This is a genomic window from Marinobacter sp. KMM 10035 (assembly GCF_046537445.1).
GTDB lineage: Bacteria > Pseudomonadota > Gammaproteobacteria > Pseudomonadales > Oleiphilaceae > Marinobacter > Marinobacter sediminicola.
Genome location: NZ_JBBVMG010000001.1, coordinates 730607 through 747448, shown reverse-complemented (window position 1 = coordinate 747448; position 16842 = coordinate 730607). Strand labels below are relative to the sequence as shown.

Below are 16842 nucleotides of genomic sequence, written 5' to 3'. Positions count from 1 at the left end.
CGTAGAGATACAGGGCAAATTCACTTAAGCTTTGTCCCTTGTATCTACCTCAGCATTTTCAAGAGAACCGGAAAAGACTATGACCAAACTCCTTGACGACCTCGCGGGCCACTACCGCGCCATCATCAACGGGCTGGGTGAAGACACCAACCGTGAAGGTCTGCAGGACACCCCCATGCGTGCGGCCAAAGCCATGCAATTCCTTACTCGCGGCTACGAGCAGGACCTCGGCGATCTCGTCAACAACGCTGTTTTCGAATCTGCAATGGATGAGATGGTCGTGATCCAGGACATCGAACTCTACAGCATGTGCGAACATCATGTGCTGCCCTTTATTGGCAAGTGTCACATCGCCTATCTGCCACAGGGTCGTGTTCTGGGACTGTCCAAGTTTGCACGCATTGTGGATATGTATGCGCGTCGCCTGCAAATCCAGGAAAACCTGACCCGGCAAATTGCAGAAGCGGTAGAAAGTGTAACCAATGCCAAAGGCGTTGCTGTGGTTATCGAAGCGCAGCACATGTGCATGATGATGCGTGGCGTGGAAAAACAGAACTCGAAGATGAAAACATCCATGATGCTGGGCCAGTTCCGCAAATCCCAGGCAACACGCACAGAATTTTTTAATCTGATCAGTGGCAATCGCTGATCACAAAGGTCGGATGGAGGCGGTATGACAGAGGTTTCCTGCAACCACCAGGCAAGAATACAGATCAAGAACCTACTGCTGCGAGCCTATATCGGCATCAAGGAAGAGGAAATCAACAACCAGCAGGATGTGATCATCAATGTATGCCTGACCTACGATGCGACGGAAGCAATCAGTCGCAACGAAATTGCAGCGGCACTCAATTACCGCACCATCACCAAGCAGATTATCGGCCACGTGAATGGCAATCGCTTCGCTTTGTTGGAGCGTCTGACTCACGAAGTGCTCAACATCGTTATGGAGCACTCTGCCGTACAGTGGGCGCAGGTAGAAATCGATAAGCCCCACGCGCTACGCTATACCGAATCTGTGTCTGTCTGCCTTGAAGCGCACCGTTGATTCCTTTCCGTTAATGCCACACAGGGGCTCGTTACCATGCCAAGCAATCAGCCTGATCAGATGCGCGCGATCCTTGAAAGGGTCCGCACTATAGCCCTCGTTGGCGCCAGTGAGAAAACACATCGGCCTTCCCACGAAGTCATGGCGTTCATGCAACAACAGGGCTACCGGATGATTCCGGTTAACCCACGCCTTGCCGGCCAGAAAGTACTGGGCGAGACGGTTTACGCTGATATAGCGTCACTGCCTGAGCCGGTGGATATGGTGGAGCTGTTCCTGGCTCCGGAGCGCACGGATGCGGTAATTGACCAAGCTATTGCATTGAAGATCCCGGTAATCTGGCTGCAGATTGGGGTGATTAACGAGGCAGGTGCCGCCAGAGCCGAAGCCGCAGGGCTGACATTTGTGATGGACAAGTGCCCAAAGCAGGAAATCCCACGGCTGGGTATCCCGACAGTCAGCTCCTGAATCCGAGCCTGTCGCAGCCGTGCAAAAGCGGCTAATGATTTTCGGCCATCAGCCGTTAACTTTTCTGGCCGGTTTTCTGATCAACGGAGTAGCTATTGGAACATTCACCTGTAAAAGGCAGGCTTTTTTTAAAGCGCATATTACACCCTGCCTTTCCAGTGGTTATCTTCCTTGTTTTTCTCATTACTGCCTCAGGGCTTCGTTACGGCCTGACCCACCAGTACACCGAGCAAATCCAGGCAAACCTCGAGAATGAAGCCCAAAGCATGGCTCACAACCTCGAATGGGAGTTCAAGGCCCATGCCAGCGCTATCCAGAGAATGGCCATGCGCTTGGCAGCAGACCCAAATACGCCAGAAAGTGAATGGCGCCGAGATGCCCGCAATTATCTCGATGACTTTCGCATCTATACCGTCATTGAATGGATAGACCGAGACTATTTTATTCGCTGGCTGGAACCATTTTCATTAAATGAGGCCGTTCTCGGCTTCAACGTAGCCTTTAATGAGCACCGACAACAGGCTCTGGAGGCAGCCCGGACTTCGGGCCACTATGACATTTCTGATGTATTGGAACTTCGCCAGGGCGGCAAAGGCATTGTTATTTACGCACCCGTAGGTACAGGTCCCGATAACAACGGATTTATCGCCGGGGTTTTCAGAATGGAAATACTGGCCCGTGAATTGTTGGCCACACGGGAACAAGCTGCGTTCCGCATCGTGCTAAGCAGCAATGGTGGCCCTGTCTACACACAGGACTCGCATCAGAATGCTGACAATTCCATGTCTTATACCCTACCAATCAACTTGCCAACACTAGACTGGCAACTAACCCTAGAGCCGTCTCAGGCCTGGATTGATAAACAGCGCAGCCCCTGGCCCCGGTGGACCTTTGTCGCGCTTCTTTTCATGGGGTTGGTGACCAGTATCGCTACGCTTCTGCTGCAGCTAATGCTAAAACGCAATCAGGATTTTCTGGCAACACGCAGGGAGCTGGATGTGGAAATTGCACAACGCAAAACCATACAGCAAGACCTGATGCGGTTGGAGTCTACCGATGTTCTCACCGGCTTGGCGAACCGCCGCTTCTTTATGGAAGATCTGGCTCATGCGCTAACACTTGCCGATCGCCAGATGCGACAAGTAGCGCTTGTTATGCTGGATCTCGACCGTTTTCAGATGCTGAATGACTCTCTGGGCCACCAGTTTGGCGATGAGTTATTGGCTCAGGTTGCCAAGCGTCTGAACCAACTCAGTGATGAGCGTGTTTCTGCGGCCTACTCTGGTGGTGACGAGTTCATGATCTGCCAACAGTATGTGGAAGATATTGACGACGTTATTCACCTGCTGGGGCTTATCAAGCAGTGTTTTGAAGCGCCTTTCGACGTTCAGGGCGAAGTTCACAGCATTACCGCAACCCTGGGTGTGGCCGTGTACCCGCAGAGTGGCACGGATGCAGATACTCTGTTGCGCAATGCTGATATCGCTCTATACCGAGCCAAGGACCAGGGGCGTAATACCTATCAGTTTTACACAGAGGGTATGCAGGAGCGCGAAGTGATGCGTCTGGAGCTGGAAAAGGATCTCAGTCAGGCTCTGGCCAATAATGAATTTGTGCTGCACTACCAACCACAGTTAAATCTGAACAACGGCGAGATCACCAGCGTTGAGGCGCTGATTCGCTGGCAGCATCCCCGTCGTGGCCTTCTGGCCCCGGGTGAATTTATTCCTCTGGCGGAGGAGAGTGGCCGAATTACGGATATCGGCCACTGGGTAGTGATGGCAGCCTGCCGCCAGCTGGCTGCCTGGAAAGACACCCGTTTTGAACACCTCAGAGTTGCCGTGAATCTGTCCGGGCGCGAGCTGGACAACGAGCATCTGGTGGATCATATACGCGATGCTCTGAACGCTGAAGGTATTCCACCTGAGCGGCTTGAGGTGGAACTTACGGAAGAAATTTTCATTCAGAATATTGAACGCAACCGGGATCAGCTGTCCCGCCTGCACGATCTTGGCGTACATCTGGCGATTGATGATTTCGGCGTGGGTTATTCTTCTTTGGCATATTTGAGGGATTTCCCGGTTGATCTTCTGAAAATCGATCGTTCGTTCATTACGGAGGTGACCGAACGCCATGATGATGCTGTAATCACCCGGGCTGTGATCAATCTTGCCCATAACCTTGGGTTACGGGTAGTTGCCGAGGGCGTGGAGACCCAGGCACAGTTGGATCTTCTCAAGGGCCAGGGTTGTAATATGGCTCAGGGGTATTTAATCAGTCGCCCGGTTCCAGCTGCTGAACTGGAGCAGGCTTTAGTCGGTGGCACGCTAGACAAGTTTGCGGCGACTGAGCGGGGGCTTGAAATTTGAATTGTCCAGGTAGGGTTTTATGACCACGGGGTATCTGACACCGGAACAGGATGCGAAGCTTCGGCGCTGGGAGCGCTGGAATCGGAATTATTTCATTTTCGCGTTTTTGGCGTTGGTGATTGTGCTGGTGTTCAGCAGTCAGCTTGGGCTTTCCAGTGGTGATGAGTGGGGGCCTTTGGGGCTTTTACTTGTGGCTTTGGTTACTCCCATTATTATTTTGCAGTTGCGCCTGGCTTGCCCGGCGTGTGGCGTAAAGATTGGCTGGCAGGCCAAGTTGATGGCGCCTGATCAGTGCAAAAGCTGCGGTACCTTCCTTCGGGCGAAAAGCCCCTCTTCCTGAAAACCATTGACCTGTGAGTAGGTCATAGGTTTTAGGCTATCCTTAAGCTTCCAACACTCTCGGCTTTACTATCAAGCATCTCAGTAGGCCGCATGAGTGTGGAAGGTGTGTCCGAAAACCGCTGTGAATACGTCCCTGTACGCTTGCTCTGCGCCATCCATGGCTCCGAGCATTTTCGGACACACCTTCCACACCCACGCTCTTAATCATTTGGTGGGGCTGCTGCCTATGAAAGTTAAAGAACTTGCTAACGCTGCGGGAGTTAATCCGGACACGGTTCGTTTTTACACCCGCGAGGGGCTGCTTAAACCCACCCGGAACCCGGATAACAATTATCAGCATTACGATGCCGAGGACCTTCGGCGGCTGCGTTTTGCCCGCAAGGCGCGGCAGCTGGGGTTTTCGCTGGTCGAGGTTCGGCAGATTCTCGATCAAGCGGATGACCATCACTCGCCCTGCCCTATGGTTCGGGATGTGTTTCAGCAGAGGTTGGCAGATGTTGAGCGTGAGATTAAGGAGTTGCAGCAGCTACGCAAACGGATGAAAACAGCGCTGGGCGCCTGGCAGGATATGCCGGACGGCACACCGGATGGTCAAACTATCTGCCGCTTGATTGAACATTGGGATGACAACGCTCCCGCAAAGCATGTTGAGGAGTAGATCGTTATGAGTGAAGCAGCTGAGCTAAAGACCACTCTGAGCATTTCTGGCGCCACCTGTCAGGGCTGCGTGAAGAAGATTCGCAATGCCCTGGAGCCGTTGATCGGTGATGCGAGTCTGGTTGAGGTTAATCTGGAAGATCAAACGGTCGCCTTGCCGGAAGGCATTGATTCCACCGAAGCTGCCAGGATTGTGTCGGAAGCGGGTTTCCCGGCAGAGCTCGTGGGCGCAGCTGAAAAAACCGCCAGCTGTTGCGCGTCCAAAGCGAAAAAGCAGGACTCAGAGCCTGATCCAAACGCCGGAAAACAGGCCAAAGCGCCAGAGAGCAAGCCTGAAAAACCGGCAGCGCCTGCGCATGGTGACGATCCGGTGCTACTGGCGGTAACCGGCGCCACCTGTGCCTCCTGTGTGAATACCATTGAGAAGGCGCTGAAGTCGGTGCCCGGCGTTACCCATGCCCATATGAACCTGGCGGACAATACCGCTACAGCAACCGGTGTGTCTGACTCGCAGGCTCTGATCAAGGCGGTGGAAAGCTCCGGTTACGGCGCCAGCGTGATTGAAGATGCCGATGCTGCAGACGATCAAAAGCAGGAAGAGGACAAGAAGCAGTACAAAACCCTGCTGGTGAAAATGGCGATCAGCCTGGGCCTGGGTGTTGCCATGATGGTGTATGGCATGACCTTTGGCTCGATGAATATAACCGGCGCAAACCAGGGCGTTTGGTTTGGCCTGGGTGTTTTAACTTTATTGGTTATGGCTGGTACTGGCGGGCACTTTTTTACCGGGGCCTGGAAGGCGTTTCGGCACCATAATGCCAATATGGATACGCTGATTGCGCTGGGCACAGGTACTGCATGGCTGTATTCCATCACGGTTGTCAGTATTCCCGAAGTTTTACCGGAAATGGCGCGGCATGTGTATTTTGAAGCCTCCGCCATGATCATCGGCCTGATCAATCTGGGTCAGGCGCTGGAACTCCGGGCCAAAGGTAAAACCTCCGAGGCGGTTCGTCGGCTGCTGGATTTACGGGCAAAAACGGCACGGGTGATTCGTGACGGGCACGAACAGGACATTCCGGTAGAAGATGTACGCAAAGGCGATCACATTCGGGTTCGCCCAGGCGAGAACTTGCCGGTGGACGGAGTTGTTGTTGAAGGCAGCACCCGTGTAGATGAAAGCATGCTCACCGGCGAGCCCATGCCGGTTACCAAAGCAGAGGGTGACGAGGTGTCTGCCGGTACTATGAATACTCATGGTGCGATTGTGTACAAGGCAACGCGGGTGGGCAGCGAAACAGCATTGGCCCAGATTATTCATCTGGTGAAGAAGGCCCAGGGCTCGAAGCCCGCCATTGGGCGGCTGGCGGACAAGATATCGTCGGTGTTTGTGCCCAGTGTGATGCTCATTGCCGTGGCTGCGGCGCTGGTTTGGTACAACGTCGGGCCTGAGCCCGCGGTAGTGCACATGATCATCGCGGCTACGACCGTTCTGATCATTGCCTGCCCCTGTGCGCTTGGCTTGGCCACGCCTATGTCGGTAATGGTAGGCGTTGGTAAAGCAGCAGAATACGGCGCCCTGATTCGCCAAGGCGATGCCCTTCAAACTGCGGGGAAAATCGACCTGGTAATTCTTGATAAAACCGGCACCATTACCGAAGGCCACCCTGCTGTGACCAGCGTGCACGCGGTGAACGGTGATGAAGCCCAACTGCTGGCCTTGGCCTCAGGCCTGGAGATGCATTCCGAGCACCCGCTCGCAGAAGCTATTGTGAATAAAGCAAAAGAACAGAACGCGCAGCCTCTGAACGTCACCGGGTTTGAAGCGCTGAACGGCAAGGGCGTCGTCGGCGACTTTGAGGGTGATGCGATTCGTCTGGGCAACCGTCGTTGGCTGGAATCCGAGGGCATTGCGCTTGACGGGCTGGCCGATGCCGAGAAAGCCATCACCGAACAGGCTGGCACGCCGCTGTTCCTCGCAAGGGGCACCGAATTAGTGGGCGTGATGGGCGTTGCCGATGCTATCAAGGCCGATTCAGAGGCTGCCATCCAGCGCATGCATGATGCAGGAATCAAAGTCATGATGGTTACCGGCGACATCGATGCCACTGCCAAGGCCATTTCCGCAAAAACCGGCATTGATGAATACCGCGCGGAAGTTCTTCCGGAAGACAAAGCCGACATAGTCAACGAAATGCGCGCGAAGGGTTACACGGTGGCCATGGTGGGTGACGGCATCAACGATGCACCAGCACTGGCCGCATCCGATGTGGGCTTCGCCATAGGAACAGGCACCGATGTTGCGATTGAAAGCGCCGCCATTACCCTGATGCGGGGTTCCCTGCACGGTGTTCCGGATGCCATTGAGGTCTCCCGGGCGACGGTGAGTAACATTCACCAGAACCTTTTTGGCGCCTTTATTTACAACGTGCTGGGCATTCCTGTCGCAGCAGGCCTGTTGTACCCGATTTGGGGCATATTAATGAGCCCGATTCTTGCAGGTGCTGCCATGTCGCTGTCTTCGGTTACCGTAGTGACCAACGCCAACCGGTTGCGCCTGTTCAAAACCAGTCATAAGCCAGCTCAAACGCGGGAACAGAGCCAGCACCAGCAACAGAAAGAGGAGCGGAACTGATGGAAACTTTATTGGTCAATGCCGGAGGGCTTTTTCTGATGGCCGCCATCGTTTGGTGGTTCTGGCTTTCGTCATCCAGTAGCGACGCACCTGCACAAGATCACAGCCATCACTGAACACCACATTAAAGAGAGAAACACCATGAAAAAGCAGATTCTCGGAATGGCCCTGACCGCCACACTTGGCTTCAGCACACCTGTATTAGCCGCCGGCGCCGCACAGAGCATCCATGTTTACAAATCACCCACCTGCGGCTGCTGCACCGCCTGGGTTGACCACATGAAAAGCAATGGCTTTGACGTGGAAACCACCGATACCCACGACATGAACCGCATCAAATTGGAAGCCGGAATCAGCCGCAATCTGGCCAGTTGCCACACGGCTTTTGTGGGTGACTATGTAATCGAAGGCCACGTGCCCGCCGCCGATATTCGCCAGCTGATCGCCGACGCTCCGAAAGCCAGAGGCTTGGCCGTTCCCGGCATGCCAGCCGGTTCACCGGGTATGGAAATGGGCGACCGCAAAGATCACTATCAGGTGCTGATGTTTAACGATAAGGGCCAGACCAAAGTGTTTGCCGAGCACAACTAGCCTTCTGCCGGGCGCTGAAGCAACGCAACGCCCCCTAAGCGCCAGGTAAACCGTATCGGTGTCGTACAGGCACCGATACGGGCCTGCTGCCAGTTCCCGTGACTTCCTTACGCCTAACCTCGTAATATTTCCTACAATCTTGCCAGCCAGTGCACTATGATTATTTCCGATCCCCCCTTCAACGGAGACGGAATTGCTTGCGCCTTAAAACCCGGTTCCTCAGCATCGCTGCCGGCCTGATCATTATTGCTGCATGCGCTTCCTGGTTAGCCTACCGGGAACTCTCCGCTGACCTCATTGAGCGCTGGGGGCGACAGGTGGCCGAAATACAGGTGCGCTATGACAGCGCCCGTCTGTTGCAGTCGCTGGAGCGCGAAATTGGCCTGGCCCGGCAGATGGCCAACTCTACCGCACTGATAAACTGGGCAGCGGAGCCGGAGAACAAGGCCCTGAAAGCGAATGCCATCCACGAAATGGAGAGTTTTCGTAGTAACTTCCGGGACAACAGCTATTTTGTTGCACTCAGACAAAGTGGCCACTACTACTTCAATAACGAAAAAAATGAGTATGCCGGCAAGCAGTTCCGCTATGTCCTTAGCCCCGAAGAGCCCAATGACGCCTGGTTTTACCAGCTGATAGACGAAGGGCGAGACTTCCATCTAAACGTTAATCCCGATACCGAGCTGGGCGTTACCAAGCTCTGGATTGACGTACTGATGCGCGACACTGACAAGCAGATCGTCGGCATGGTTGGCACAGGTATGAATCTCGACACGTTTCTGCAGGATATCGTTGATATTAACCAGGAAGGCATCACCACCCTGTTTGTCGACTACAACGGCGCTATACAGCTGTATCGGGATCGAAACTACATTGATTTTGCCAGCGTCATAAAACCCGAAGGCCAGAAAAATACCGTCGACCTGCTGTTTGAAGCCCCCGAGGACAAACAGAAAATTCTTGGCATGCTGCAGTTACTCAAGAAGAACTCGGGCAAAGCGGGTCATGTCGAAAGCGGGTTTGTCACCGTAGAGGGTCGCCAACACCTCGCCGGAGTGGCCTTTTTACCCGCGATTGGCTGGTTTGAAATCACCCTGTTGGATCTGAATACGCTATTACCCAAAAGCTATCTCTGGCCTCTGGTGGCGGTATTTATCGCTAGCCTCCTGATTACGCTGATGGTCTTTCACCTCATTATCCAGTCGCGCATCGTAAAGCCCATCGTGGGGCTCGAAAAGGCGGTGGAAAAAGTTCGCGGCGGCAGTTTTATCCTGCCCCGCCTGGACAAGCCGGACAACGAGATTGGCCGTCTCGTGGACCACTTCGAAAAAATGACCGAAAGCTTGCGTGACTCCACGAGGGAACTGGAGAACAAGGTTGCCCAGCGTACCGACGAGTTGAATCAACTCGCCCGGATTGACCCTCTTACGGGCTTGAAAAACCGCCGCGGAATAGACGAAGTCATGGATGATGAAATTCAACGCTCGGCCCGTTCGGGCAACGGCTTTGGCTTGATCTGGCTCGACATAGATCACTTCAAAGCCATAAATGATCAGCTTGGCCATCAGGCGGGTGACGAAATCCTATGCCGCGTGGCGCTGTGGCTGAAAGCCAGCCTTCGCCCCTACGACCACCCGGGGCGCTGGGGCGGTGACGAGTTCGTCATCCTGCTTTCTCCCTGCGATCCGCCAACTCTGGAACACATTGCTAAACGCATTCGTGAAAGTGTCGAGGTTGAGAGCCGTAAGACCGGCACACCCGTCACTATCAGCGCGGGCGGGTATTTCTCCAAACCCGGGGACAACATCAACAAGATTCTGCGAAATGCAGACCAGGCTCTGTACCGCGCCAAGAAAGAAGGACGCAACCGCATTTGCATCAATACTCGGGAAAATACTGAAATTAACCCAGCGTAACGGGTCTGACTCGCATCGCCATAACCGTTATACTCCGCCCCATCATTCATTTTTTAAGCCAGGTTAACCCATGCTCAACGCCGACGCTCTCAGCCAGTTGCGCCAGCTAAAGTCTGACATTGAGGAAAGCAAAGTTGTTTTCCCCGGAACTGTTAAAGCCACCAACGGCCGCTTCGGATTCGTCGCACTGGATGAAGGGCGGGATGTATTCCTGCCACCGGAGGAAATGCAAAAAGTGCTCCCGGGTGACCGGGTTAGTGTTACCGAACAGGAAGTGGAAAAGGGCAAGACCCAGGGTGTTGTGGACGAGCTTATTGAAAGCCGGCTCAGCACGTTTGTTGGGCGTTATCTGGTAAAGGGCAAAGGGCATTTTGTGGTGCCGGAAACCCCGGGCATCAACCGCTGGATTTTTATTCCGCCAAAAGAGCGCATGAACGCCCAGCCTGATGATTACCTGTACTGCTGCATGCACAAACACCCAATCAAGGATGGTAAGGGCCAGGCAAAGGTTCTGCGGGTTATTGGCAAAGCCGGCGAACCAGGCATTGAGCGCGCCCTGACTCTCGCCACCTTCGATCTTTCAGACACCTGGCCAGCCTCGGTTGTAGCGCAGGCGGAAAACCTGAGCGAGGCCTCCATTGAAGCCCTTGGCGACGGCCGGGAAGACCGCACCGCCCGGGACTATGTAACCATCGACAGCCCCGCCACTCAGGACATGGACGACGCACTTCTGGCCGAACCCAATGCCACCGGTTGGGCTTTATCCATTGCCATTGCCGACCCGGCTGCAGTTATTGACCAAAAGAGTGCGGCCGAACTGGAAGCCTTCAAGCGCGCCACCGCCATTTATTTCCCGGGCGACCCCCTGCCCATGCTTCCAGACACCATCAGCACTCGTTTATGCTCACTGATGCCTGATGTGAAGCGGTTGGCCCTGGTGTGTGACCTGCAGGTCAATAACGACGGCAGCCTGGGCGATTACAGCTTCCACCAGGCGGTCATCAGCTCCAAGGGCAAACTCAGTTACGATCTGGTCTCCAACCTGATTGAAGGCCGCGAAGACGAAGATATCAAGGCTTTGCCGGATTCCGTGTGCAACAGTCTGGATCAACTTCATCAGGCCGCCACCGCATTGCGCAAATGGCGTAGTGAACATGCCTTGCTAAGCGGCGACCGCCCGGAATTCCGGCTAAGGCTGGATGAAAACCGGCGCATTCGCAGTATCGAGCCATCGGTGCAGAACGAAGCGCACCGCTTGGTTGAAGAATGCATGGTTGCGGCCAACCGCTGCGCTGCGGATTTTCTGTCCAAGCAGGCATCTGGCCTGTTTATCCAGCATCCGGGGCTCAGGGATGACCGCGCCGACAACGTTCGAGCATTGCTTGAAGGTTATGCGCCGCACCTGGCGGATATAGATGCCACCACACCGGAAGGCTTCAAAGCACTGATGAAGGAAACATCCACTCTGGAGGCAGAAGTGCCAGTGAAATCCATCCTCTCGCGCCAGTTGGCCCGGGCAGAGATGACGTTTACTGTAGCACCCCACCAGGGCATGGGGCTAAACGCCTACACCACGTTTACCTCTCCACTGCGCAAGTATTCTGACCTGTATGTTCACCGGATGATTAAAGCGGCGCTTTGGGGCACCCCAATGAAAGCCTTGGGCAGCGACGAACTCCTGACACTCCAGACCACTCAGTTCAAAGCAAGACAGGCCGCCAACAATCTGGAAACCTGGCTCAAGAGCGATTTTGCCAAAACGCTGGGCGAAGACCCTCTGGACGGCGTGATCAGCCGAACCATTCCTGCAGGCTTTTTTGTGCGCCTGGAATCCAACGGGCTGGAAGGCTTTGTCAGCTGCAAGGATCTTAACGGAAAATATAGCTTTGATCCGGTAACACTGCGCCTGATTCACAACAAGAACGGGCGCATATTCCAGCTGGATCAAGCTGTGAAAGTGACTTTTTCCGGAGTGGAAGAGGAGCGGCGGCAGATCAACTTCAAATTGGTAGAAGCGGTTGAAGTGGTAAAGGCCAATGCAAAGGAAAGTGAGCAGGATACCGTGAAGGTGAGCGACGACAGCAAAAGCTGACGTCGCTCGTAAGTGCTAGCGGGTGAGCATTTCCTCAAGGCGGGCATCCTTGGCCTGCCACTGCTCGCCCAGCCAGTTCTTCACGTTGCGCCGGTGTTCTGCATCGGTCGCATAATCCCGACCTTTCAGGTGTTCGGGAATCGTCACCGTATGAATCTCCATTTTCACTTCCTTCACCCGGCCACAAATAAAGTCCCAGAACGACGGGGCACCGCCGGGGTAGGCAATGGTGACATCAACCAGCGTCTGTATTGAATCGCCCATAGTGTCCAGCACGAAGGCAGCACCGCCCGCTTTTGGAGTAAGCAGGTGCTTGTAGCGTGATTTTTGCTTCGCGTGCTTTGCCGGCGTAAACCGGGTGCCTTCCACAAAGTTCATCACGCTCACTGGCGTATAACGAAACTTCTCGCAGGCACGACGAGTGGCTTTAAGATCCTCCCCGCGCTTCTCCGGGTGCTTGATCAGATATTCCCGGGTGTATCGCTTCATGAACGGGAAATCCAACCCCCACCAGGCAAGCCCGATAACCGGCACCCAAATCAGCTGCTGCTTCAGAAAGAACTTCAAGAAAGGTGCGCGGCGGTTGAACACCCGCTGCATGGCAAAAATATCCACCCAGCTTTGGTGGTTGCTGAGTACCAGGTACCAGCTTTCGCGCCGCAGGTTTTCCGCACCAGTGACGTGCCACTTCGTGCCGTGGGTAAGCTTCATCCAGCCTGTGTTACAGGCCACCCAGGACTCTGAAATCCAGATTATGATCTTGGTACAAAAAACCCGGAAACCCTTATGTGGGATAATGAGTTTCAGCAGGGCTGGGATATAGAGCAACACACACCAGAACAGTGTGTTGATTGCCAGCAAAATGGAGTTGAGCACGCCGATAACGGGAGCAGGTAGGAAACTGAGCATACGGTTCCTGTTGTGATTGTTTAGCCAGTGGTTAGCAATCATACCAATCAGCACCGGCTATGGGCAGTGGCTGATTGTGACCTCTCTGCCAACCAAAAGTGACAGTATTGCCATGGCGCTGCCAAGGGTTTGGCATTAGCCTCACATCTTTTATCACGGATCTTCCCGATGCCCAATATTATCAACGCCGCAACCAAAAAAGCTGCCGGGCTAGCACGGCAAACATCACGTTATGCCGGCAATGCCTTTGACCGTGTATTCCGTGCGGCCAGTCTGGTGCAAGCGGGGCAAACACCTTTTGAAACCCTTCATACCGATGGCCTGGTCAGCTTGCGCTATTACCCGCCGCTGAAAGAAGACTTTATCGACCTTGATGGCATAACCATTCCAGTTGAGCCAAACAGGCATCGAACACCGGTGGTGATTGTTCCACCGCTGGCCGTAAACATGTTGATCTACGACCTTTTTCCCCAGCGTAGCCTCGTTAGATTTCTGCGGGCGAAAGGCTTTGAGGTGTATCTCATAGACTGGGGCATCCCCACGCGGGCACACAGTCATTACAACTTGCATACCTATGTGGCTGAGCTGCTACCCGCCTCTCTCGACAGAGTTCGGCAGCACAGCGGCCAGCAGGAATTGTCGCTGCATGGCTGGAGCATGGGCGGCATGTTCACCCTGTTTTATACGGCTTTGAGCAAAGACCAGCATATCCGTAATGTCATCATTCTGGGCTCACCCATCGACAGCCACGCGTCTGGCATTCTGGGTTTGTTGAACCAGCGTATGGCCGATGTTGCCGGAGCCATTTACCGGCGCACCGGGCTTCAGATTCACGATCTCCGACCACACTGGTTTCACAGCCCGGGTTGGGCCAACACCATTGGCTTCAAGCTGACTAATCCCATTGGCAGTTTCATGGGTTACTGGGAGCTACTTATCCGCTTGGGCGACCGGGAGTTTGTGAGCAGCCATGCCACAACCTCTGCCTTTCTTGACCGCATGGTGGCTTACCCCGGCGGTGTTGTTCAGGACACGGTGGTTCGCATCTGGATAGACAACCAACTGTCCCGAGGCACCGTGCAAATTGGTGACGATAAAGCCCAGTTGGCCAACATTAACGCCAACCTTTTTGCTGTAGCAGGCAGCGAAGACACCATGGTAACGCCGGATGCGGCCAAGACCCTGATGGATCATGTCAGCTCTGCGGACAAAACATTCCGAATTGCCCCGGGTGGGCACATGGGCATTCTGGCCGGCAGCAAAGCGCCCCGGGAAAGCTGGCTGGAAATCGCACAGTGGCTGGCCCAGCGTTCAGATTGATGGCCTGCCCGGTTCCGGGATCGGCAGTTGTGGATTACACTGCTACCCATGAACCTTATTGATACATTCAACCTAGATATCCGCGCTCTCCACACCTTTGTTGCTGTCCTTGACGAAGGCAGTGTTTCCCGCGCGGCCGTCAAGCTTGGCGTCAGCCAATCCGCCGTAAGCCACACACTCGACCGCCTGCGTAAAGCCCTCGGCGACCCCCTGTTCGTCAAATCCGGGCGCGGCATCACACCCACGCGCTACGCAGTGCAGGCCGGCTCCCACATTCGCCAGATCCTGGATGACCTGCATTCTCTGGCCTCCGGCCCACCCTTCACGCCAGAAACCACCGAAATCTCGTTCACCATTGCAGCCAACGATTACGAGCGGGATTTGCTTCTTCCGCAACTGATGCAGCGCCTGCGCGTACAAGCACCTGGCGTTACGCTGCAGGTCATTGCCTCCGGCATTCCCACCGCAGACATACTGCGCAAGAACATCTGCGACCTGATCGTCTCCCCCCACGCCCCGGAAGCCACCGACATTATGCAAAGAGGGCTGATGGGCGACCGCATGGTGGTTTTTTACGATCCAAGCCAGCGCGAAGCACCAGAGACGGTTACCGATTACCTGAAAGCCGACCACATCGCTTTGGTGTTCGGCACTGGCGAAAAACCCGCCCTGGAAGCCGGGTTATCTGCGCGCGGCCTAACCCGCCGTAACGTCATTACCGTCTCCAACTTCTCCGGCCTACCAGAATTCCTCCGGGGCACAGACATGCTGGTTACCGCACCTGAGCGCATGAGCAAACACTTACTCCGGGATTTTTCCTGGGTGCCTTTACCCTTCAATTTCAAGCCATTTACCCTGCTGATGGTCTGGCACCGCCGCAACCAGAACGACCCGGCGCACCGCTGGTTGAGAAACCAGGTGAACGCTGTCGCCGCCACCATGAATGGCCTCAACGAGTAACCCATCTGTTTTGCTCATATATCCTATGAGCAGCGCCCCTGTTATTTTTTCGCAAGGCACCCCCTAGAATCCCCTCCAAAGTTGACAGCGATTGAGGGGCGAGGCTTCCAAAACTGTGCGGAGCCATGGATGGCGTAGCCAAGCGTACACCGACGTATTCACAGCGTGTTTTGGAAGCCTCGCCCCTCAATCGCCCCCCCTTAAAGTATGGATAGTAGATGCTAGCACTCACCAGTATATGGACAACCATACTGCTCGCCGCCGCCGTAGCTCTCGGGCCGCTTGCCACCGACATGTATTTGCCGGCATTGCCGCAAATCGGCAGCGACTTTGGCACAGGCACCAGCCAGGTACAGCTAACCCTGAGCCTTTACATGGTTGGCTTTGCCATAGCACAACTGGTGTGTGGCCCACTGGCTGACCGATTCGGCCGCAAGCCCATCATGATTGGCGGTTTTGTAGTGTTCGCCCTCGCCAGCATTGGCTGTGCGCTGGCCAGCAACATCGAAACCCTGATTCTTTGCCGCTTTTTACAGGCGCTGGGCGGATCAGCCGGGCCCGTTCTTGGGCGTGCAGCCATTCGGGATATTTACACCCCCCGCGAAGCCGCAAAAATTATGGCACTGCTGGCCAGCATCATGGCTCTCGCACCAGCTGTCGCACCGACACTGGGCGGCATCATGGTCGCCGGATTCGGCTGGCACTCTATTTTCGTCGTATTAGGCGGCTATGCCCTGATCATGGCCGCGGTCGTGGCCTTCGGCATCCCCGAGCCCATGCGACCAGAGTACCGCCAGCCCCTGAAGCTCTGCAGCCTGCTGCGGAATTATCGTGCCATAGGCACAGACATCAGCTTCTTAGGCTATACCCTGACTAACGCACTGCTATTCTCTGGCCTGTTCGCGTTTCTTTCCGGCTCCTCATTCGTACTGATCGATTTTCTTAAAGTGCCGCCCCAGCAATTCGGCCTGTATTTCGCCGGTATTGTCGTCGGCTATGTCACCGGCAACATCACCGCAATCCGCCTCGGCAGCCGCTTGGCACCGGATCAGATTCTGGTTCGCGGGCTGATTATTGCCGTTGCCGGTGGTAGTTTAATGGTGGCTTTGGCGCTGACCGGCGTGTTTAGCGTGTGGGCGGTCATCCTGCCCCAGGCCGTATTTATGGCGGGCACCGGAATGGTTATGCCGCAAACCATGGCAGGTGCCATGGCCAACTTCCCCCGCATGGCAGGCTCGGCTTCCGCGCTGTTCGGGTTTGCACAAATGGGTATCGCGGCCTTTGCGGGCATGCTCGTAGGCATTCTGCACGATGACACCTCACTGGTTATGGCAACCGCCATCGCCATCAGTGCCATTGCCGCACTGGCAAGCTACCTGCTACTGGTTCAACGCCACCCCGCTCCCGGCTTCGAACCCCAGACGGCATCCAGTCAGTAGTCAGCTTCAAACGGACCAAAGGGATGCAATCTCATCCAAAATGGACTAAACAGGGTAAGTTGTTCCAGACTATTACTGTTTCGCTATTTCCGTATC

At 54.9% G+C, this 16842-nt stretch carries 14 protein-coding genes; 13 read left to right on the top strand and 1 reads right to left on the bottom strand.

Translation table 11 applies throughout. The features are described from left to right. Positions 1–79: 79 nt before the first annotated feature. The 10 genes from folE to AADB16_RS03230 all read left to right on the top strand — a co-directional run bounded on the left by folE (position 80) and on the right by AADB16_RS03230 (position 12118). On the top strand, positions 80–649 hold the full coding sequence (folE, locus tag AADB16_RS03275) for a GTP cyclohydrolase I FolE (protein WP_309045495.1): 570 nt from the start codon (positions 80–82) through the stop codon (positions 647–649). Between the two features lie 24 nt (positions 650–673). Then, complete coding sequence (gene folX / locus AADB16_RS03270) at positions 674–1048, top strand: dihydroneopterin triphosphate 2'-epimerase (protein WP_200369875.1); 375 nt, start codon at positions 674–676, stop codon at positions 1046–1048. Positions 1049–1084: 36 nt separating this feature from the next. After that, complete coding sequence (locus AADB16_RS03265) at positions 1085–1516, top strand: CoA-binding protein (protein ID WP_410801367.1); 432 nt, start codon at positions 1085–1087, stop codon at positions 1514–1516. Positions 1517–1611: 95 nt separating this feature from the next. Then, positions 1612–3885 (top strand): putative bifunctional diguanylate cyclase/phosphodiesterase, encoded by a 2274-nt coding sequence (locus AADB16_RS03260; RefSeq protein WP_410801365.1) that lies wholly within the window; start codon positions 1612–1614, stop codon positions 3883–3885. Positions 3886–3904: 19 nt separating this feature from the next. Continuing rightward, entirely contained in the window at positions 3905–4225 is a 321-nt protein-coding gene (locus AADB16_RS03255; protein ID WP_309045498.1) for a hypothetical protein, read from the top strand. A 228-nt stretch (positions 4226–4453) separates the two neighbouring features. Next, positions 4454–4885, top strand: coding sequence for a MerR family transcriptional regulator (locus AADB16_RS03250; protein WP_309045499.1), 432 nt, complete (start codon positions 4454–4456; stop codon positions 4883–4885). A 6-nt stretch (positions 4886–4891) separates the two neighbouring features. Continuing rightward, positions 4892–7519, top strand: coding sequence for a heavy metal translocating P-type ATPase (locus AADB16_RS03245; RefSeq protein ID WP_410801363.1), 2628 nt, complete (start codon positions 4892–4894; stop codon positions 7517–7519). A gap of 141 nt (positions 7520–7660) precedes the next feature. Next, entirely contained in the window at positions 7661–8110 is a 450-nt protein-coding gene (locus tag AADB16_RS03240; RefSeq protein ID WP_410801361.1) for a DUF411 domain-containing protein, read from the top strand. A 197-nt stretch (positions 8111–8307) separates the two neighbouring features. Further along, positions 8308–10026, top strand: a complete 1719-nt coding sequence (locus tag AADB16_RS03235) for a diguanylate cyclase domain-containing protein (protein WP_410801360.1) — start codon at positions 8308–8310, stop codon at positions 10024–10026. A gap of 70 nt (positions 10027–10096) precedes the next feature. Continuing rightward, positions 10097–12118 (top strand): ribonuclease R family protein, encoded by a 2022-nt coding sequence (locus AADB16_RS03230; protein ID WP_410801358.1) that lies wholly within the window; start codon positions 10097–10099, stop codon positions 12116–12118. 15 nt (positions 12119–12133) lie between these two features. Here AADB16_RS03230 and AADB16_RS03225 read toward each other — a convergent pair whose 3' ends face one another. After that, positions 12134–13027 carry an acyltransferase gene (locus AADB16_RS03225; RefSeq protein WP_410801356.1) on the bottom strand — a complete coding sequence of 298 codons (894 nt, stop codon included), beginning with the start codon at positions 13025–13027 and terminating at the stop codon, positions 12134–12136. A gap of 168 nt (positions 13028–13195) precedes the next feature. Here AADB16_RS03225 and AADB16_RS03220 point away from each other — a divergent pair, with 168 nt between their 5' ends. The 3 genes from AADB16_RS03220 (at position 13196) to AADB16_RS03210 (ending at position 16746) form a co-directional block, all read left to right on the top strand. Further along, positions 13196–14347 carry an alpha/beta fold hydrolase gene (locus AADB16_RS03220; protein WP_410801354.1) on the top strand — a complete coding sequence of 384 codons (1152 nt, stop codon included), beginning with the start codon at positions 13196–13198 and terminating at the stop codon, positions 14345–14347. Positions 14348–14395: 48 nt separating this feature from the next. Further along, complete coding sequence (locus tag AADB16_RS03215) at positions 14396–15307, top strand: LysR family transcriptional regulator (protein ID WP_410801352.1); 912 nt, start codon at positions 14396–14398, stop codon at positions 15305–15307. A 218-nt stretch (positions 15308–15525) separates the two neighbouring features. Next, on the top strand, positions 15526–16746 hold the full coding sequence (locus AADB16_RS03210; protein ID WP_410801351.1) for a Bcr/CflA family multidrug efflux MFS transporter: 1221 nt from the start codon (positions 15526–15528) through the stop codon (positions 16744–16746). Positions 16747–16842: the final 96 nt, after the last annotated feature.